Below are 18,901 nucleotides of genomic sequence, written 5' to 3'. Positions count from 1 at the left end.
GGTTCAACCCAAAACCGCAGCACCCTTGAAACCGCAGGCGTAGCAGTGGGCGACGTCGAGGATTTCAAGGATGGTAGAACGCCGGCCTGTGCCGAAAGATGTCCTTTCTGGATGGTCACCCAGTTAATTTTCCATCCGGTAGTTGGGCGCTTCCTTGGTGATGATTACGTCGTGAACATGGCTTTCACGCATGCCGGCGGCGCTGATCTTCACAAAACGCGCGTTTTGGCGAAGTTCTTCGATGGTCCGGCAGCCCACATAGCCCATGCCGGCCTTGAGCCCGCCAATGAGCTGGTGGATGTTCGCGGACAAGGTTCCCCGGTAGGGCACCCGGCCGACGATGCCCTCGGGCACCAGTTTGTCGTCGGTTTCCTGTTCGGTCTGATAATAGCGGTCCTTACTGCCCTGTTTCATGGCTTCCAGGGATCCCATGCCCCGATATACCTTGTAGCTTCGGCCCTGGAACAGGATAGTTTCCCCCGGACTCTCCTCGGCCCCGGCGAACAGGCCGCCGACCATGATGGTATGGGCGCCGGCACCGATGGCCTTGGTGATGTCTCCGGAAAACTTGATGCCACCGTCAGCCACCAGGGGGACCCCCGTCTTTTCCGACACCTCCCGGCAGTTCATAATGGCGGAGATCTGGGGCACACCGATACCGGCCACGATGCGCGTGGTGCAGATGGATCCCGGGCCGATGCCGATCTTGACCGCATCCACGCCGGCATCAACCAGCGCCTGGGCGCCTTCACCAGTACCGACATTGCCAGCAATGAGTTGAATGGCGGGGAAATCCCCCTTCAGACGCTTGACAGCCCGGATGACGTTGCCCGAATGGCCATGAGAGGTATCGATGACGATGACGTCGGCGCCGGCCTTGAGCAGAGCCTCTACCCGGGGCATCATGTCTTCGCCCACACCGATGGCAGCACCTACCCGCAGCCGTCCCATGGCATCCTTGCAGGCATTCGGGTATTTTTTAATCTTCTCGATATCCTTGATGGTAATCAAACCGGTCAACCGTCCGTTTTTGTCCACCACCAGCAGCTTTTCAATGCGGTGCGCCTGGAGCATCTCCTTTGATTCCTCCAGGCTGATGCCTTCGTTCACCGTTACCAGTTTTTTACTGGTCATGACGTCGCTGACCTTTTTGGTCATGTCGGTTTCGAAGCGCAAATCACGGTTGGTGACGATGCCCACCAGTTGCTCGCCCCGGGTCACCGGAACCCCGGAGATGCGATAGTGAGCCATCAGTTTCATCACTTCTTCGATAGGCCGGTCTGGGCCGATAGTCAACGGGTCTACGATCATGCCGCTTTCCGATTTTTTAACCTGGTCCACTTCCATGGCCTGGTGTTTGACGCTCATATTGCGGTGGATGAATCCGATCCCGCCTTCACGGGCCATGGTGATGGCCGTCTGTGCTTCGGTGACCGTATCCATGGCAGCGCTGACGATGGGAATGTTCAGGGTCAATTCACGGGTCAGGCGAGTTCGGGTATCGACATCCTTGGGAAGAACATCGGAATAGCTGGGCACCAGCAGGACATCATCAAAGGAATAGGCTTCCTCTGCGATCAGGTTGGTCATGGGATCCTCCGCATCCAAATGGAAGTTGGCCGGGTCGGCGGTGGTGATATTGGGTGACCCCCGCCGGCAGACCGATTGGCCCTATGAAGGGCCAAAAAAAGGCCTAAAAGACGGTGGTCGTAAAGGTTTCGGCCTAAAGGCGATAGACCCTTTTTAATGCGGACCAAATTAACATCGGACCGGAAACCGATTGAGCGATCAAACTAACAAATGAAGGGGGCTTTATCAATCTTTATTTGGCTGCTTGACACCCCCGTCAGGCCGTAATAAGTTGTGCTCTTTGTTATAAATGGAGCGTGCCGAAGTCAGACGAAATCGGCCATTGGACCTGTCCCATCGGCATGGACGTTGTCCTCACACTTTTTCCCAACTGGAGCCTGAACGCCGCCATGCTGTTCACCATCAATCCAGACAATCCCCAGCAACGACTGATCAATCGGGTGGCGGACATATTGAAAAACGGCGGGCTGATCGCCTATCCCACCGACACCTACTACGGCATCGGATGCGATATCCTGAACAAACGGGCCATTGAACGAATCTACCAACTGAAACAACGCAATAAAAATCAACCCTTCAGCTTCATCTGCGCCGATCTGAAAAACATCAGCCAGTATGCCAAAGTCTCCAACTATGCCTATAAAACCATGAGACGGCTACTCCCCGGTCCCTATACCTTCATTTTGACAGGATCCAAACTGGTCCCCAAGATCATGCTCACCAAACGCAAAACCGCCGGCATTCGTGTTCCTGCCAACAACATCTGTCTCGCCCTGGTAGATGCCTTGGGCAACCCCGTGATATCAACCAGTGCCACCGCACCCGACGGTGATGTCTTTCACGACGCCTCCCTGATCAACGATCACTTCGGGTCAAGACTGGATGCGGTGATCGACGGGGGTCCAGTGTCGGGCATGCCCTCCAGCGTGGTCTCCCTGGAGCAGGATGTACCTGAAATCATCCGTGAAGGATTGGGGGATGTCAGCCTGTTCATATAGGTCAGTCTAATCGTTTGAGCAGTTGGCTGGCCTCTCCCCGGTCCATGTCGTCAAGCGCAAAGTGAAGGGCCATTTCGGCCAGAACCGATTTATTTTCTACAGGCACCCCGTCGAGCTTCAACTGATGGAATTTGCGGGTAAACCGGTCCAACAGGGCCTCTGAAAAATAAAAACCGGCCTTTCTTTTGGGAACCGCCGATTTGGATGCCGGGCGTCCGGTGGCCACAGATACCGGATCCATTCGTTTTTCGTCAAAGAAATCGGGGATGGTCTTGTTGTCTGATGCCGTCATTGATCAACCTTTCTGCCAACTTTCGATAGTCTTTTGCACCCGATGCGCTGTCGGCAAATTCGAAGATGCTCTGCCCGACCACCGGCGCCTCGCACAAACGGACATTGTGGTGGATGGGATCGCAGATCTGTTTGCGGAAAAGACGCCTGAGCCGGTTGTAGATGTCGTGGCTCTGACGGGTGCGGCGGTCGAACATCGTGGGCAGGATATACTTAAGCCGAAGAGATTTATTCATTTGCTGGACAGAGACCAGGTATCCGAAGAAGGTTTTAAGACCCTCCAAGGCAGGGCCCTGGAGGGCCACCGGGCACAGCACCTCCTTGGCGGCCATGAGGATATTTACGCTCAGGACATCCCACCCCGGGGCACAGTCGAAAATCAGGTAATCCAGCCCGTTGTTTTTCGGTGTCAGGCTCTTGTGCAATATGGCATGCCGATGTTCACGAGGCTGCTCGCCCAACCAGTTTTTAAGCTCCACCAGCTTAATCCCACCGGCCAGCACCCATAGATTGTTGCGGGCCGAGTGAATGGCCTCTTTCTTTAAGATCGTCCTGCCGTTGCCGTCGTGACCGGTAATGAACTCATACAGTCCGTGGGGAGGCGCAACACCGAGGAAGGTCGTGGTCTGCGCCTGGGTGTCGCAATCGACGAGCAGCACCCGCTTGCCCGCCAGGGCCAGCCCGTGGGCAAGGTTGACAGCTGTCGTGGTTTTCCCCACACCCCCCTTAGCCATGGCCACCGCGATGATTCGCATACGCCTTCCTTTTCGGATCACGGCCCTACAGGTAGGTACCGGTATTCGGCATAGATGCCGGGGTGAATCAGCGTGGACATCCAATCGGATAGGGAAGAGGACATCAGGTAGCGAAGCAGCGACAGTTTTTCGTCGCGGGCATAAACCGGGACCACTTCACCATCAATACCGCCCAATTTTCCGGCCCATTCAAGGGCATCTTCAAAGTTGCCAAGACGGTCCACCAACCCCCGGGCCTTGGCATCTTCACCAGTGAAAATTCGCCCGTCGGCGGCCTGTTCCACTTGGGCACGGTCCATTTTTCTACCCTCGGCAATGGCCGTGACAAATTGTTCGTGAATGTTGCCGGTAATGGACTGCAGGATTTCACGTTCGTCGTCCCGCATTTCCCGTGTTGGCGACCCGGTATCCTTGTAAGGTCCGCTCTTTATAACCACGGGCACCATACCGATCTTGTCCAACAGCTGCCGAAAGTTGGTGTATCCCATGATGACCCCGATGCTGCCGGTAATCGTACCTGGGTTGGCCACGATGCCGTCGGTCGCACAAGCCACGTAGTAACCGCCGGAGGCGGCAACCGCACCCATGGAGGCCACAACCTTTTTGGTTTCAACTGTTTTTCGAATCTCTCGGTAAATTTCCTGAGACGGCCCCACGGCACCGCCAGGGGAATCGATGCGGATCACGATGGCCTTGATGTCTTCATCTTCACGGAACCGGCGGATGTGCTCGATTGTATCCCGTGCATCGGCAATGACCCCTTCAATTTCAACTACCCCCACCGCCTCGCCGTCGAAATCACCGGCCCCCCCGCCCATCCAGGCCACCATGGCCATGACACCCAGCACAAGACTCGAAAAAATGGAAAAAGAAACCAGTAGGAAAAAAAGGTAGGGATGGCGTCTAGTAAACATGGCGGGTTCCTTCTTTCGGTATAGGCTTAGGCAAGATCGAAAAAGCCTCGGCCGGCGCAATCAGTGGACCATGGGCAAAGAATAGAGAAGGCAGGTCGAAAAAGACGGAGCGGACGGCAGTGGCCGGGTAAACGGTGCCTGTCGGTTCATGAAGATGAATGCCGGCGGGCCTTTCAGGCAAACCGCCGGCATTCATGATTTGGGTCAATGGATTTATTGTTCGTCGTTGTTGAGTTTTTCCTGCAGGTTCTCGCGAAGGATTTCGCCGAAACTGGAGGTTACCGGTCCCATGTTGGTGACATACTCGGTCAGCAGCTCCTGGCCATCTTCCATATCGAGCCGTTTGATGGAGAGACCGATGCGCCGCTCTTCACTATTAATGTTCATGACCTTGGCGGTCATCACCTGTCCCACTTCAAACTGGCCTACCGGGGTTTTGATCTTCTCTTTGCTGATCTCGGAAACATGCACCAGCCCTTCGATCCCCTCCTCGAGTTCGACGAAGACACCGAAATCGGTTACATTGGTGATGGTACCGGTGATTTCCTTGCCCACCTCATAGCGCTCGGCAACCGTATCCCACGGGTCGGCCTGCAGCTGTTTGATGCCCAGGGAAAATCGCTCCTGACCCTTGTCGATCTCGAGAACGATGGCCTGAATGACGTCTCCCTTTTTGTAGATTTCGGAGGGATGCTTGATGCGCTTGGTCCAGGAGATGTCTGAAATATGGACCAGTCCGTCGATACCTTCATCGATCCCGATGAACAGGCCGAAGTCGGTGATGTTCTTTATTTTGCCTTCTATGGTCGTACCCACCGGATATTTGTCGCTGATCACATCCCAGGGATTGGGCGCAGCCTGCTTCATTCCCAGGGAAATCCGCCGGTTTTCCGGCTTGATATCCAGCACCAGGGCATCCACGATCTCGGCCACGGAGACTACCTTGGAGGGATGGCGGACCTTGCGCGTCCAAGACATTTCAGATACGTGAATCAGGCCTTCGATTCCTTCTTCCAACTCGACAAAGGCGCCGTAATCGGTCAGGCTCACCACCTTGCCGCTGATACGCGAACCCACCGGGTACTTGTCGATGGCGCTGGCCCAGGGATCTTCACTAAGTTGCTTCATACCTAAAGAAACGCGTTCACGCTCCAGGTCCAGGCTCAGGATCTTGACATCGATCTGATCGCCCACGCTGAACAGCTCGGACGGGTGCTTGACCCGACCCCAGGAGATATCGGTGATGTGCAGCAATCCGTCCACGCCGCCGAGGTCGACAAACACGCCGTATTCGGTCAGGTTCTTGACGATGCCGGAGACCACTTTGCCTTCGTGGATGGTGGCCAGGGTCTTGGCCCGTTTGCTTTCACGCTCTTCTTCCAGAAGCACCCTTCTGGAAAGAACGATGTTGCTGCGCTTGCGGTTGTATTTCAGAATCTTGAACTCGAATTCCTTGCCGACCATTTCATCCAGGTTGCGAATGGGTCGAAGATCCGCCTGTGATCCGGGCAGAAATGCCTGAAGGCCGATATCCACGGAAAAGCCACCCTTGACGCGATTGGTGATGGTTCCGGTGATGGTTTCATCGGCTTCGTGGCGTTTCTTGATGTCGTCCCAGACCTTGACCTTCTCGGCTTTTTCCTTGGATAGAACAACCACTTCATTCTCGTCGTCCCACCACTCCACCATCACTTCGACGGTGTCGCCCACTTGGGCACTGACTTCACCATCCACTTCGAATTCCCGGATGCGAATCTGGCCTTCGGATTTGTAGCCGATGTCCACCAAGACGTGGTCTTTGTCCACTGAAATGATCTTTCCGTTGACCACCTCACCTTCGGCAAAGCGTTTGAAGCTTTCCTCATACAGATCCATGAGCTCAGCCATGCTTTCACCGGTAACACTGTCTTTCTCGATTGGTTCTTCAGTTGATTCGTTGTCTAAAAAGTTGTCCATTGACTGATGATTACCCCCTTAGCCTCTTTTAATTTTACTGCCAACACTTGCACATGCAGTATAGCCTGAAGACAATACAGAAGCGACAGGCAAAATGCAATGATTTATTTATGGTGGCGGCCATGATCGCCCTCGGTAGGGAATCGTCGAGCGGCCCGGATGATAAAAAGCCATTGTCAGGCCCGGGGTCAGGACAGTTCGATTATCCTGCGGACACGCACCATCATCAAATCGACCACCCGTTGGACGGTCATGGTCGTCGAATCAATGATAACCGCGTCGTCAGCCGGCCTCAACGGCGCAAGATCACGACTGCTGTCATTTTGATCCCTGCGGCGGATATCCTGCTCGATCTGCTCGAGGGTCTGACCATTTCCTTGGTCGTATTGCTCAAAGCGTCGGAGCGCCCGCTGTCGAGCCGTGGCATCCAGAAAAAATTTGAGATCGGCTTCGGGAAAGACCACTGTTCCCATGTCGCGGCCCTCGGCCACCAGGCCCCCGCTCCGTCCCATGTCCCGCTGAATTCCCAAAAGTGCGTGTCTCACCACCGGGCGGGCCGACACGGCAGACGCCAGCATGCTGATCTCCGGAGAACGGATCTGACCGGTAATATCCACACCATTCAAAACCAGACGGTTCCACTCAACGCTGAGCCGCAATGTATCACAGACACCACCAAGCCCTTGATCATCGTCCGGTCGGATACCGGCCGCACGGACTCCAAAGGCGACGGCCCGATACAGGGCCCCCGTATCAAGGTATCGGTACTCCAGTCCCCGGGCCAGCATTTTGCTGACCGTGGTCTTTCCGGCACCGGCAGGTCCGTCGATAGTTATCAGCAGCATCGGTTGATTGACCATTTGGCGTTACCTGGGCGAATCCGCTTTGGATGGTCTTTTAGGGAAAGAACCGTTTCCAGTGCACGCAGAAAACGCCGGTTTTCCGAGTCAAGCCCAACGTTGACGCGGATGTAGGTGGGGAATCCGTAGGCACGCATGGACCTTACGATCACCCCCTGCCGCAGCATGTGTTCAAACACAACATCCGCCGGCTGCCCAACATCGATGAGAAAAAAGTTGGCCTCGGTTTTAAAATAGGTCAGGCCCAGCCTGTCCAATGCCTCATACAGGTCGCCCAGTCCCTGGTGGATCAGCGCTACCGTCTGCTGCAGAAAAGACCGGTCATCAAGGGCCGCAGCGGCCGCAGCCTGAGCCATGCTATTGACATTAAAGGGCGGCCGAACCCGGTTGAGAAGCTCAGCCAGTGAAGCCGGCATAATGCCGTACCCCACCCGCAACCCGGCAAGACCATACACCTTGGAGAATGTGCGCAAGGTCACCAAGGGGCGGTTCAGGTCAGACGGCTGACCGGTTTTCAGACAATTGGAATTTCTGGCAAACTCAATATAGGCCTCATCCACAACCACGACCACATCGTCCGGCAACCGGGCCATAAAACGGTCAAAGGCCTTCTGGGTGACAACCGTGCCGGTTGGGTTGTTGGGGTTGCACACAAAAACCAATCGGGTGTCGGCGGTCACCCGTTCGGCCATGGCGTCAAGATCCATGGCCAGGGCTTTAAGTGGCACGCTCTCCACCACGGCACCGGCGGTGCTGGCCGCAATGGCGTACATGAGAAATGAAGGGCGCGGCACGATCACCCGGTCACCGGGCCGTATCAGGGCACGCACCATCAGGGCGATAATATCGTCCGAACCGTTTCCGATCACCACATTTGCCGGCAAAATGCCGTTGGCGTCGGCGATCTTGTGGGTCAGCAAGTGACCGGCACCGTCCGGGTAACGGTGAAGCGCGGACAACCCGTTCCGGATGGCCGCCAAGGCCTTGGGAGAAGGTCCCAAGGGGTTTTCGTTAGAAGCCAGCTTGACCGAATCGCTGATGCCGTATTCTCGCTCCAGGGCCTCAAGCGGCTTGCCGGGAACATAGGGCTCGATGGCCTTAATGTAATCGGGAATGGTCAACTTCATGGTCCACCACCAGTCGAAAAAAACAGCCAGGCGCTCGGCCCAGCCGTTGATGCATGCATGGCAACATGCCACAGGACCCCACGGCGTGGAGTGGGTCTATTTCCGGGCGGCTTTCTCACCGGCAGCCACCGCCTCCATGTTCAAGGGGATCAATTTGGGTTTTTTACTGAACTCTTCTTTTATACAGTTTTTCAGCGTTTCCATGGGAACGATGCCGCTTCGGCTCACGAAGGCAGAAAGAGCTACGATGTTGGCGGCCTTGACGCTTCCCAGGTCTTTGGCGATGTCCACCACCGGCACACGCAGTTCATCCACATCATCACGGTTCGCCCCGAAGGCGATCAGCGAACTGTTGATGAAGATTATGCCGTCTTTTTTAACCGTCGGGGCAAATTTTTCCAGGGAGGGGCCGTTCATGGCCACCAGGTGAAGCGGGTTTTTAATGATCGGTGAACCGATGGGCCGGTCGCTGATCACCACCGTGCAATAGGCCGTTCCGCCCCGCATCTCAGGCCCGTAGGAAGGAACCCATGCCACTTCGTAGCCCTCCTCCATGGCGGCATGCGCAAGAACCTTGCCGATTAAGAGTATGCCCTGTCCTCCGAACCCGGCGAACATAATTTCGCTCTGCATTGTGCCTCCTTCAGTCCCGTCCAGCATGGCTGATCCTCTCGTCATGCCGGAACTTTGTAGTCCCCCGGTTGGTAGTATGCCAGCAACGTCTTTTCGGTCCATTCCACTGCTTGAACCGGAGTCATCCCCCAGTTGGTGGGACAGGTGCTGACCAACTCGACAAGGCTGAAGCATTTGTTCTCTAATTGATAGGTAAACGCCTGTTTTATCGCTTTTTTAGCTTTTGTGATATATTTTGGCTTGATCACGGTCTGGCGGCTGATGTAGGCCGGTGTCTGCAGGGCAGCCAGCAGCTCAGCCATCTTGATGGGCATGCCCACCTCGTCGACATTTCTGCCGAAGGGGGAGGTACTGGTTCGCTGCCCCGGCATGGTGGTGGGCGCCATCTGGCCGCCAGTCATCCCGTAGATGGCGTTGTTGACGAAAATAGTGGTGAATTTTTCGCCCCGGTTAGCCGCGTGGATGATCTCGCCCATGCCGATGCTGGCCAGGTCACCGTCACCCTGATAGGTGAATACCATCAGATCGGGTCGCACCCGCTTGATGCCCGTGGCCATGGCAGGTGCACGGCCGTGGGCCGCCTCCTGAAAGTCAAAGTTGAAGTAGTTGTAGGCCAGCACGGCACAGCCGACGGGGGCGATGCCCACCGTGCGACCGCGGATGCCCAGTTCGTCGATGGTCTCGGCCACCAGCCGGTGGATCACGCCGTGGGTGCATCCCGGACAGTAGTGGGTGTGGGCATCGGAGAGGGACTCCGGTTTTTTAAACGTCTTTCCCATTTTAGCTATACTCCTTGCTTGTGAGCCTGAAATTCGTTGGGGATTGCGCGTCGATCAGGCGATACGTTCCTTTACCACGTCGATGACCTCTTCGGGGGTCGGGATATCACCGCCACACTTGCCGTACCAGCTGACCGGAACCCGCCCCTGGACGCTGCGCTCCACATCCTCGATCATCTGGCCCATGCTCATCTCGATGCTCAGCACGTGGGTGCACGACGGTTTATTCGCTGCCTCCGCAACGGCCTGTTCAGGAAACGGAAAGACCGTCTGGGGGCGGACCATACCCACGTCGATGCCGTCGGCCGCCAACATGTCGATGGCCGTGCGGCACACCCGGCTCATCGTGCCGTAGCTGACGATGAGCCCCTTGTAATCGCCGTCGGTATGGTAGGATTCGGACATCACCTCTTCGGCACGCATGCGGTCATACTTGGCTTTCAGGGCCAGGTTGTTGTCGTTGAGCTGAACCGGGTCCAAAAACAGGGATTTGACCAGATTGCGGGTGTTGGCCTTGCGGTGATCCATTCCGTTGGTGGCCCATGCATCCTTGTTGGTAGGCTCCGTTTTTAGATGGTCGGGGAATTCCACCGGTTCCATCATCTGCCCGATGAGGCCGTCGCCCAGAATCATCACCGGATTGCGGTATTTTTCAGCCAGGGGAAAGGCTTTCATGACCATTTCGACGGCCTCCTGAACGCTGGCCGGCGCCATCACCAGCAGGCGGCAGTCGCCGTGGCCGATGCCCTTGGTGGCCTGAAGATAGTCCGCCTGGGAAGGCAAAATACCGCCCAACCCTGGTCCGCCGCGCATGATGTTCACAAAGACAGCCGGGCACTGGGCCGCGGCAATGTAGCTGATGGCTTCGCTCATGAGGCTGATTCCCGGACTGGAGGAGGTGGTAAAGACCCGTTCACCGGCTCCGGCGGCCCCAAAAATCATGTAGCCCACAGCCACCTCGCTCTCCCCTTGCAGAAAAACACCCCCGACCTCCGGCATGCGACGGACCAGATATTCCGCCACTTCGGACTGCGGGGTGATGGGATAGGCGAAGTAGTTCAGGCAACCGGCCCTGATGGCTGCTTCACCGATGGCCTCATTTCCCTTCATCAATACCTTTGCCATGGTACTCCTCCATTTACCGCCCTTAGGCGTTCGGTTCTTCGGTTTCTTTGATGGTTATGGCCACATCCGGGCACATGATGCAGCACATGGTGCAGTGGATGCAATCGTCCGGACGCGCCTGAAATGCCGGGTAGTAGCCTTTCGCATTCACATCGGGAGAAATTTCCAGAACATTTTTTGGACATACGGTGATGCACAGGCCGCAGCCTTTGCAGCGGTTCTTTTCGATGTTGTGTTGATACGCCATGAATACCTGCTCCTTATCGCGATGGAACCGTGTTCCATTGGAAATGCGGCGATGCCGTGCCTTTGGATGGCCGGCATGCCGGTGGTTGGTCGCGTGCTGCGTCAGGGCGGTCGTGATGCCCTTTTGGCAGATTGAGCCCTCCCCGCGGCACCGATGCTCGGTATCTCTGCTTCGCTCCGACCCCGATAAGCGGGATTTTTGCTTCGCGCCAACAAGCGACGGGCAATGCACGCGCCATTGCGGTTCAGCCGTTTGACCCCGATGCGCCCAAGGTATCAGCCTGCCTCCAGGGTGGCACCAACTGCCGCCTCAGCGCAAGCACCGGGCAATGGATATCCTTTTTGTCAAGCCGGGTCAACAGTGCCGCCGGTGTGGTGATGAACACAAGGGGTATGTCGGCGGCCTCAGCCACGTTTTTGGAAAATGCGTACCCCGCCAGTATATCCTGTTCGGTGGTCTTTTCCATGAAGTTGGCATTGCCAATGATGCCGGTGATCGTCATCCTCGCCTTGGCCTCGATCGCTTCGCGCATTTTCAGGCAGCCACTTACCGTATCCGTGTAAGGGCGATTGGGATTGATCACCTGAAGCACCTGCAGCGTTTTCCCCTCCATTGCATCGGCAAGCGCGGCCAGGACCGTCGCCCCCACGTCGTCTCCCCCCACATCCAGCAGGGTCAGCCCCGACGGATGTCTCAGCATGCCGGACACCTCGGGCGTAAGGATGGGCAGGTCTGCCTGCATATACCGGGCGGGCGGCAGCACCACGTCGATGCCAAGGCGTCGCAGCGCCTGGCGGGCTTCCCGGATCCTGAAATAGGGATTGACCAGATCTAGGTCGGCCAACCGAACCGCTGTTCCCTTTGCATTCATGTGAACGGCGAGGTTGATGGCCACCTCGGTTTTTCCGCTGCCGTATGCGCCGACAATGATCACGATACCGCTGAGTTCAAGTTCCAACTGACAATGGGCCCCTTGTTAATCGTTGACATCGCCGTCCGGCAAGTGGCGTATGCACACCAGAAGATATCGGAATCATGCGGCCTGTTTTCGGTAGTACAAAACGAGAAATGAATTACATATTTTCAAAAACCGGCTGTGTCAAGGGATTTGGGCCTGTCGATGGATTTCGCCTTTTACTGGCTGATGGGTTGTGCTAAAAGACAATGGCGCTATTCGCTGTGAACACCATCCCAGCAAAGGATCGATCCAGATGACAGCGGTTAAGACCGGTCTCGACCTATTTTCCGATTCGCCTCCCGCGTCATTGAAACACCAGCGTATCGGATTGCTGTGCAATCCGGCATCGGTGGACAGCCGTTACACGCATGCCCGTGAACGGATTCGACGGGCCTTTCCGGGTCAGCTAAAAGCCCTGTATTCCCCCCAGCACGGCTTTTACGCGGAAAGGCAGGATAATATGATCGAATCCGCCGACCGGTTGGATCCGGTGACCGGCTTGCCGGTGTTTTCCCTTTACGGAGACACCCGCATTCCCACACGTTCCATGATGGACCCCATAGACGTCATGCTGGTGGATCTTCAGGATGTGGGAACCCGGGTATACACCTTCATCTACACCCTCTCCCACTGCATGGAGGCAGCACGGCAATACCATAAAAAGATCATCGTCCTGGATCGGCCCAATCCGTTGGGCGGGCTTCGGGCGGAAGGAAATCTGCTGGTCCCCGATTGTACCTCTTTCGTGGGCCGCTACCCCATCCCCATGCGCCATGGCCTGACCATCGGCGAACTGGCGGTCCTGTTCAACACCCGCTTTGGCATCGGCTGCGACCTCGAGGTAGTTTCCATGCGAGGCTGGAAAAGAGCGATGACGTTCAGCCAGACCGGCCTGCCCTGGGTGGCGCCGTCGCCCAACCTGCCCACACCGGCGTCCGCCATGGTCTACCCGGGCCAGGTGATCTGGGAAGGCACCAATATCTCGGAAGGCCGGGGCACCACCCAACCCTTCGAGCTGTTTGGGGCGCCGTTTTTAGCGCCCGAGCAACTGATGGAGAAGATCGACACGAGGCTGTTGAGCGGGGTCGTGCTCAGGCCCGTTGAATTCGAGCCCACGTCTAACAAATGGGGGGGGCATCCGTGCAAAGGGTTTCAAATCCATATCATTGACCCGGGTGTCTATTCACCCTACGCCCTGTCACTGGCATGCTATCAGGCCATATACCAATGCTGGCCCGACCGCTTTGCCTACAAGCAGCCACCTTACGAGTACGAATACAACCGACTGCCCATGGACTTGATACTTGGTGACCGCCAGATCAGGCTTCAGATCGAAGCAGGAACGCCGTTGACGGAGATCATTTCGGGCTGGGAAGCGTCCCTATCGGCATACACGAAAATGCTTGAAACGATATATATCTACAACCCAAACTGAGCGATTGTCGAGGTTGCCGCAGATTCAAGGCAGATGTCGTTGCGCTATAGTGGACTATGCGCGGCGATAGCTAACGCCGAAGATGTGGTGATCCGCCTGAGGCGGATAAAGATCGGCAAACCCAATGGGTTTCACTTTTTGAAGACAACAATCGATGGTACCCAACCGTGATCGTTACCAATCGACCTTCTTCGAGAAAGGTGAATCGCTCAGTTTGGGTACAAATAAAAAGCCCCGACCGGCAAGCCGTTCGGGGCAACATTCAAATTTCGGAAGGTAGGCGTATTTATTTTTCGGTTTTCAACGTCTCAATCTCTTTCTTGAGTTCGTCAATCTCTTTCTTGTACTTCTCGGCATCGTCATCGGCGGCGACGTCATCAGCGGAACTGTCGTCTTTTTTCCAGGTATCTTTGAGTTCATCGAACCCCAGATAGAGAGCAAGACCGCCGCCGAGCAACAGCATCACCGGAATCGCGCCGGCCAGAAGTTGAAGAAATTCACCAAACCACACCGACAGACCGATCAAGCCTAAGACTGCTGCCACTGCTCCACCAATTAACGTTTTCATAGAAAATCATCCTCCTTCTTTAACCTTTTTGAGTTAGACAGTTTAAAATGGATTCATCGATCCATCCGTGCACATGACGCTGCGATGGCTCGACGTGCTTGGCAATTATCTTCGTTTTCTCCGGCGGTTGTCGAACGCTGCGTGTATTTTAGAATATCAATGGGATTTCAATTAGATAGCAACCTGGCGGTGACGCTATCAAGTATTATGGAAATAACATAGAAGCCGGAGCAGCGCAAGCATATTTTTCTCCGTTGAATATGGCGTTGCAAAGGGTCAAGGCTTCTGTTATTTTTTTTAAATATCATCAACGTCCAGCCTTCTTGGAATCTACCATTCTCAAATGATAAACAATCCAAAAAAACACCTGATTGCTTCAATTGTGCTGAAGATTCACGAGTGGATCAACCGGCTGCTTAGGCATTCACTCGACCACTATTTCTGTTTTCTGCCATCACCGACCGGGACCATCTCGGCTTTTTTTCTGAATCGCCTGTTCTCAGGGGTTTTCATGGGCGGTGAACAGGCGGACATCATTAATAACATCCCCGATGGGGCTATCGTCGTCTATACAACCAAATATAAGAGCCGCTTCGAATTTCTCTTTGCCCATACCCGGTATCGACAATTGCGCCTGCCGGTGCCGCAACTGGCCTTCGATTTCGACATCTATTTCTGGCAGCCGCTGTCGCGGGTATTCCGCATCTGCCTGGCCTACCTGGATGAGCTGGTTCAACGGCACCGGATCCAGGACCCCTATCGCAGTGGTTACTACAAACGTGCCCTTTTAGAATCGGGTTGTGGCTTACTCTCTCTGGTTGAAAAAAAAGGGTATTATCGCCGGTTCGTCAAGGAGAAAACCGATCCGCTGAGTTACCTGATCCAGATGCAAAAAGAGATTGACAGGCCTATCTACCTGGTTCCCCAGCTGATGTTTTTCGGCAAGAAGCCCCTGCCTGCCGTTCCCGGTTTAGTGGACTCTTTTTTCGGCACGTCACAACGTCCGGGAGTGGTCCGAAAGATCGTCACCCTGATTCGGTATCCTGGTAAAATTTTTGTGGAGCTTTCCCAGCCGCTGAACCTGCAGCAGTGGCTCAGCCAATCCGCACAACCGGATAAAACCATCGATTATCAGGCGCTTCAGCTGCGACGCAAGCTCCTGTTGAAGAACAACCGTCACCGGCAGAGTATCACCGGACCGATCTTGAAATCCAACGAAGAGCTGAAAGAATCCATCCTCACCGGCGACCGGATGGGAAATTTCATTAAAAAACATGCCGCATCCCGACAGGAGCCCATCTATAAAATCCGAAAAAAAGCAGACGGTTATCTGGATGAAATCGCCGCACGCTATAGCCCAACCGTGATCCGCATCATGTCATCGGTGGTGGGGTGGATCATCAACTCCATGTTCGACGGGGCCGTCATCGACCGGGCCGGCCTGGCACGGGTCAAGGCCATCTCCAGAAAAGGTCCGCTGATCCTCATGCCCTGCCACAAGAGCCATATCGACTATCTAATCCTGTCCTACGTGCTTTACCAGAATAACATGCCCTGCCCGCATATTGCCGCAGGTAAGAACCTCTCTTTCTGGCCGCTGGGCCCTATTTTTCGAGGAGGGGGAGCCTTTTTTCTGCGACGGACCTTCAGGGGGGCGGTGCTTTATGCCCGGGTCTTTTCCGCCTATATTCATAAACTCTTGGAAGAGGGCTTTCATATCGAGCTGTTCATCGAGGGGGGAAGGAGCCGAACCGGCAAACTGCTCATTCCCAAACTGGGGATGATATCGATCCTGCTGGGTGCCTACCGCAATGGCGCCTGCGAAGATATGATCTTCGTTCCCGTTTACATCGGCTATGACCGGATTGTCGAAGAACACGCCTACGTTCACGAAGTGGAAGGCGGGAAAAAAGAAGATGAGAACCTCGGTCAGGTGATCCGTGCCCGGCGTTTTTTGAAAAAACGTTACGGGAAAATCTATATCAACTTCCACGACCCTATCTCTACCCGTGATCTGCTGGCTGACTCCCCGGTGCCAATCGACCGGATGGCCCAAAAAGATGTGAATGCACTGTGCCGGAATCTGGGCTGGCGGATAATCAACGCCATCGACAAGCAGACCGTAGTCACACCCCACGGGCTGGTGGCCGCCGCCGCCTTGAATATTTCCAAGCCCCGCTTCACCCAAGAGGAACTGATGGAAGCGGTGAATGCTTACCTGACCTTCGCCACTGCCCAAAACGCCAAGCTGGCAGACACGATAATTCTCAACCCGGACGGTGCCATGGAATATGCCATCGACCGCTACCTGTCGCGCAAACTGCTTGAAAAAGCGCCCGGAGACAAGGACCTGCCGGAAGATCAGGCCGACTACACAGTAAACGTTGCCAAACGATCACTGCTGGAATTTTACAAAAACAACTGCATTTCCTATTTCGTACCGGCTGCTTTTACCGCACTGGCCATTCTGAAAAAGGATGCTTTCCAGTTCAATGCCGCCGAATTGCACAATGAGTACCATTTTTTACAGGATTTTTTCAAATATGAGTTTGCCTTTGATTTGGATCGACCGCCGGTACATTATGTGAGAAAAACCATCAAATCATTTATCGATGACGCGATGCTCATGCCCCACCAGACTATCCCCGATAGTTACCAGATCACCTCATCGGGATATCGGAAATTGAAGCTGTTTGCCGCCTTTTTAAAGCCTTATTTCCAATCCTATAAGGTGGCGCTCCATTTTCTGAGAACCAACCGCAAGGAAAAAATGGAGACCAAGGACAAACTCAAGAAAATTCAGAGCATGGGCCTCCAGATGATAAAAAACAAGGAGATCGAACTGATCGAATCGGTTTCCAAGGTCAATTATGCCAACGGCCTGAGCTATTTTTCCACCAACGGCATCAGAAATCATGAAAATGAGGCGGCCATCTCTCATTACGAAACACTCATCCTGAACTATTTGAATCTGTTAGGCCCATGAAAGCACTGATTCTGGCTGCAGGGTTCGGCACCCGGCTGGCACCCCACTCCCGGACATTTCCAAAGGCCCTGTTCCCGGTTGCCGGCACCCCGGTACTGGGAAGAATGCTGGGCAACCTGAAACGCGCCGGCTGCACCGCTGTTGCCGTAAACGCCCACCACCTGGCCCATCATATCCAGTCCTATCTGGCGGAAAACGATTTTGGAATGCCTGTGACCCTGAGCGTTGAGCCGGAAATTTTAGGCACCGGAGGCGCTATCCGCCACCTGGCTGGCTATTGGGACGACGACCCGTTCATGGTGATCAATGCGGATATCGTCACCGACATCGAGCTGGCTGACGTTTATCGCCGCCACCGAATGCGTGGCGGTCAGGTAACGCTGGTCATGCATGACCATCCCCCCTTCAACCAGGTGTGGGTGGATGAGCAGAATCGAATCGCCGGTTTCGAGCGTTTTTCGAGCCTGGCGGACCCTGGCCGCCACCGTAAAATGGCCTTTACCGGCATTCACGTCATGGACGCCGGCATGATCCGGCGCATACCCCACGACGGGTTCAGCGATATCATTCTCGTTTACCGGCAGATGCTGGACGACGGCATACCCATCCATGCCCATGTGGTTCACAATCATTACTGGCAGGACATGGGAAGTCCGGATCGCTACCGGGAGGCGGTGGTGGATGCCATGGCCCCGGGCGTATTCCAATCAGCCTTCCCCGATTATCGGGGGGCTGCCATCCTTAGCTGTGAATTGACCGGCGATGGTTCCGATCGTGGCTGGTTCCGCCTGACCGCCGGCCCACACCGGTTGATCCTGGCAGACCACGGCATCAACACCACTCTGCCGGGCAGTGAAGTCAACGCATTCGTCAGGATCGGCACCCACCTTGACACCTGCGGCCTGCCGGTTCCCCGAATACACGCCCACGACGGTTTCAGTGGGCTGGTGTTCCTGGAAGATTTGGGGAACTGCCATCTGCAGCAGATGGTGCAACAAGCACCGGGTGGCAGCGGCGTTGAAACGCTTTACCGGCAGGTCATCGACACCCTTTTCGACCTGACGAAAAAAGCCGCGGACAGCTTTGACCCGGGCTGGACCTGCCAGAGCACCGCCTACGACCTTCCGCTGATACGAGACAAGGAGTGCCGTTACTTTGTGGATGCCTTTTTAAACGGCTACCTGGATTTGGCGGTCGCTTATGATGACCTGGCAGCAGAATTTGAGCTCCTGGCCACGCGCACCATCGACCACGGCTTCACCGGCTTGATTCACCGTGACTTTCAATCCCGCAACATCATGATTCATGACGGCCGACACTATCTCATCGACTTTCAGGGAGCGCGAACCGGCCCGATCCAGTACGACCTGGCCTCACTGCTGATTGATCCCTATGCGGGCCTGAACCCGGACCTTCAACGACGACTCTTGCGGTATGCCGCCGAACAGGTGGCACGGCTGTGGAAATGCGCCCCAGACCGGTTCATCCGGGGCTACCGCTACTGCACCGTCACCCGAAATCTTCAGATGCTGGGGGCCTTCGGGTTCTTGAGCCGGATCAAACAAAAAAAAGCCTTTGAACACTGGATTCCTTCTGCGGCCAGCATGCTGGCCGGCCACATCCGCGCCGCTGATCAAAAGGCGTTTCCCAAACTGACCGCCATTGCCAAAAAAATTGGT

The 18,901-nt window shown here is 55.3% G+C and carries 17 protein-coding genes; 4 read left to right on the top strand and 13 right to left on the bottom strand.

What is annotated here, in order from left to right; all coding sequences use genetic code 11:
• Window positions 1–123: 123 nt before the first annotated feature.
• The gene (gene guaB / locus QNK41_RS19115) at window positions 124–1,590 is read right to left on the bottom strand and encodes an IMP dehydrogenase (RefSeq protein ID WP_319260216.1); all 1,467 of its coding nucleotides are present in this window, start codon (window positions 1,588–1,590) and stop codon (window positions 124–126) included.
• A 389-nt stretch (window positions 1,591–1,979) separates the two neighbouring features.
• Between guaB and QNK41_RS19110 the strand changes: the two genes are divergently transcribed.
• Entirely contained in the window at window positions 1,980–2,588 is a 609-nt protein-coding gene (locus QNK41_RS19110; protein WP_319260305.1) for an L-threonylcarbamoyladenylate synthase, read from the top strand.
• A gap of 1 nt (window position 2,589) precedes the next feature.
• Here QNK41_RS19110 and QNK41_RS19105 read toward each other — a convergent pair whose 3' ends face one another.
• From QNK41_RS19105 to QNK41_RS19055, 11 genes are all read right to left on the bottom strand, one after another.
• Window positions 2,590–2,880 carry a hypothetical protein gene (locus QNK41_RS19105; protein ID WP_319260213.1) on the bottom strand — a complete coding sequence of 97 codons (291 nt, stop codon included), beginning with the start codon at window positions 2,878–2,880 and terminating at the stop codon, window positions 2,590–2,592.
• A complete protein-coding gene (locus QNK41_RS19100) occupies window positions 2,840–3,634 on the bottom strand; it encodes a ParA family protein (protein ID WP_319260210.1) in 795 nt (264 codons plus the stop codon). Before QNK41_RS19100 ends, QNK41_RS19105 begins: the two co-directional genes overlap by 41 nt.
• Window positions 3,635–3,651: 17 nt before the next feature.
• Complete coding sequence (gene sppA / locus QNK41_RS19095; protein WP_319260207.1) at window positions 3,652–4,548, bottom strand: signal peptide peptidase SppA; 897 nt, start codon at window positions 4,546–4,548, stop codon at window positions 3,652–3,654.
• 213 nt (window positions 4,549–4,761) lie between these two features.
• On the bottom strand, window positions 4,762–6,504 hold the full coding sequence (locus QNK41_RS19090; protein WP_319260204.1) for a 30S ribosomal protein S1: 1,743 nt from the start codon (window positions 6,502–6,504) through the stop codon (window positions 4,762–4,764).
• Between the two features lie 188 nt (window positions 6,505–6,692).
• Window positions 6,693–7,364, bottom strand: coding sequence for a (d)CMP kinase (cmk, locus tag QNK41_RS19085; RefSeq protein WP_319260201.1), 672 nt, complete (start codon window positions 7,362–7,364; stop codon window positions 6,693–6,695).
• Window positions 7,340–8,563 (bottom strand): histidinol-phosphate transaminase, encoded by a 1,224-nt coding sequence (gene hisC / locus QNK41_RS19080; protein ID WP_319260198.1) that lies wholly within the window; start codon window positions 8,561–8,563, stop codon window positions 7,340–7,342. Before hisC ends, cmk begins: the two co-directional genes overlap by 25 nt.
• A gap of 24 nt (window positions 8,564–8,587) precedes the next feature.
• Window positions 8,588–9,124 carry a 2-oxoacid:acceptor oxidoreductase family protein gene (locus QNK41_RS19075; protein ID WP_319260195.1) on the bottom strand — a complete coding sequence of 179 codons (537 nt, stop codon included), beginning with the start codon at window positions 9,122–9,124 and terminating at the stop codon, window positions 8,588–8,590.
• A gap of 41 nt (window positions 9,125–9,165) precedes the next feature.
• Window positions 9,166–9,903 carry a thiamine pyrophosphate-dependent enzyme gene (locus QNK41_RS19070; RefSeq protein WP_319260193.1) on the bottom strand — a complete coding sequence of 246 codons (738 nt, stop codon included), beginning with the start codon at window positions 9,901–9,903 and terminating at the stop codon, window positions 9,166–9,168.
• Window positions 9,904–9,957: 54 nt separating this feature from the next.
• Window positions 9,958–11,028, bottom strand: a complete 1,071-nt coding sequence (gene vorB / locus QNK41_RS19065) for a 3-methyl-2-oxobutanoate dehydrogenase subunit VorB (RefSeq protein WP_319260190.1) — start codon at window positions 11,026–11,028, stop codon at window positions 9,958–9,960.
• Between the two features lie 22 nt (window positions 11,029–11,050).
• Complete coding sequence (locus QNK41_RS19060; RefSeq protein ID WP_319260188.1) at window positions 11,051–11,275, bottom strand: ferredoxin family protein; 225 nt, start codon at window positions 11,273–11,275, stop codon at window positions 11,051–11,053.
• Between the two features lie 244 nt (window positions 11,276–11,519).
• A complete protein-coding gene (locus QNK41_RS19055) occupies window positions 11,520–12,233 on the bottom strand; it encodes a cobalamin biosynthesis protein CbiA (RefSeq protein ID WP_319260185.1) in 714 nt (237 codons plus the stop codon).
• A 253-nt stretch (window positions 12,234–12,486) separates the two neighbouring features.
• Between QNK41_RS19055 and QNK41_RS19050 the strand changes: the two genes are divergently transcribed.
• Window positions 12,487–13,668: a DUF1343 domain-containing protein gene (locus tag QNK41_RS19050; protein ID WP_319260183.1), complete on the top strand. Its 1,182-nt coding sequence runs from the start codon at window positions 12,487–12,489 to the stop codon at window positions 13,666–13,668.
• 286 nt (window positions 13,669–13,954) lie between these two features.
• On the opposite strand, the gene QNK41_RS19045 is transcribed toward QNK41_RS19050, so the two are convergent.
• Window positions 13,955–14,236 (bottom strand): hypothetical protein, encoded by a 282-nt coding sequence (locus QNK41_RS19045; protein ID WP_319260180.1) that lies wholly within the window; start codon window positions 14,234–14,236, stop codon window positions 13,955–13,957.
• A 343-nt stretch (window positions 14,237–14,579) separates the two neighbouring features.
• On the opposite strand from QNK41_RS19045, the gene QNK41_RS19040 reads away from it, so the two are divergent.
• Both QNK41_RS19040 and QNK41_RS19035 read left to right on the top strand, forming a co-directional pair.
• Window positions 14,580–17,222 carry a 1-acyl-sn-glycerol-3-phosphate acyltransferase gene (locus QNK41_RS19040; RefSeq protein ID WP_319260177.1) on the top strand — a complete coding sequence of 881 codons (2,643 nt, stop codon included), beginning with the start codon at window positions 14,580–14,582 and terminating at the stop codon, window positions 17,220–17,222.
• On the top strand, window positions 17,219–18,901 hold a 1,683-nt coding region (locus tag QNK41_RS19035), incomplete at its 3' end, for a sugar phosphate nucleotidyltransferase (protein WP_319260173.1). The genes QNK41_RS19040 and QNK41_RS19035, both read left to right, overlap by 4 nt.

This window comes from Desulfosarcina sp., from assembly GCF_033791525.1.
Classification (GTDB): domain Bacteria; phylum Desulfobacterota; class Desulfobacteria; order Desulfobacterales; family Desulfosarcinaceae; genus Desulfosarcina.
Note: the sequence above shows the minus strand (reverse complement) of the source record. Positions and strands in the feature narration are given on the sequence as shown.

Coding starts and splice junctions, on each gene's coding strand:
- guaB (WP_319260216.1), bottom strand. CDS start 1,590: ATGACCAACCTGATCGCAGAGGAAGCCTATTCCTTTGATGATGTCCTG.
- QNK41_RS19110 (WP_319260305.1), top strand. CDS start 1,980: ATGCTGTTCACCATCAATCCAGACAATCCCCAGCAACGACTGATCAAT.
- QNK41_RS19105 (WP_319260213.1), bottom strand. CDS start 2,880: ATGACGGCATCAGACAACAAGACCATCCCCGATTTCTTTGACGAAAAA.
- QNK41_RS19100 (WP_319260210.1), bottom strand. CDS start 3,634: ATGCGAATCATCGCGGTGGCCATGGCTAAGGGGGGTGTGGGGAAAACC.
- sppA (WP_319260207.1), bottom strand. CDS start 4,548: ATGTTTACTAGACGCCATCCCTACCTTTTTTTCCTACTGGTTTCTTTT.
- QNK41_RS19090 (WP_319260204.1), bottom strand. CDS start 6,504: ATGGACAACTTTTTAGACAACGAATCAACTGAAGAACCAATCGAGAAA.
- cmk (WP_319260201.1), bottom strand. CDS start 7,364: ATGGTCAATCAACCGATGCTGCTGATAACTATCGACGGACCTGCCGGT.
- QNK41_RS19075 (WP_319260195.1), bottom strand. CDS start 9,124: ATGCAGAGCGAAATTATGTTCGCCGGGTTCGGAGGACAGGGCATACTC.
- QNK41_RS19070 (WP_319260193.1), bottom strand. CDS start 9,903: ATGGGAAAGACGTTTAAAAAACCGGAGTCCCTCTCCGATGCCCACACC.
- vorB (WP_319260190.1), bottom strand. CDS start 11,028: ATGGCAAAGGTATTGATGAAGGGAAATGAGGCCATCGGTGAAGCAGCC.
- QNK41_RS19060 (WP_319260188.1), bottom strand. CDS start 11,275: ATGGCGTATCAACACAACATCGAAAAGAACCGCTGCAAAGGCTGCGGC.
- QNK41_RS19050 (WP_319260183.1), top strand. CDS start 12,487: ATGACAGCGGTTAAGACCGGTCTCGACCTATTTTCCGATTCGCCTCCC.
- QNK41_RS19045 (WP_319260180.1), bottom strand. CDS start 14,236: ATGAAAACGTTAATTGGTGGAGCAGTGGCAGCAGTCTTAGGCTTGATC.
- QNK41_RS19040 (WP_319260177.1), top strand. CDS start 14,580: ATGATAAACAATCCAAAAAAACACCTGATTGCTTCAATTGTGCTGAAG.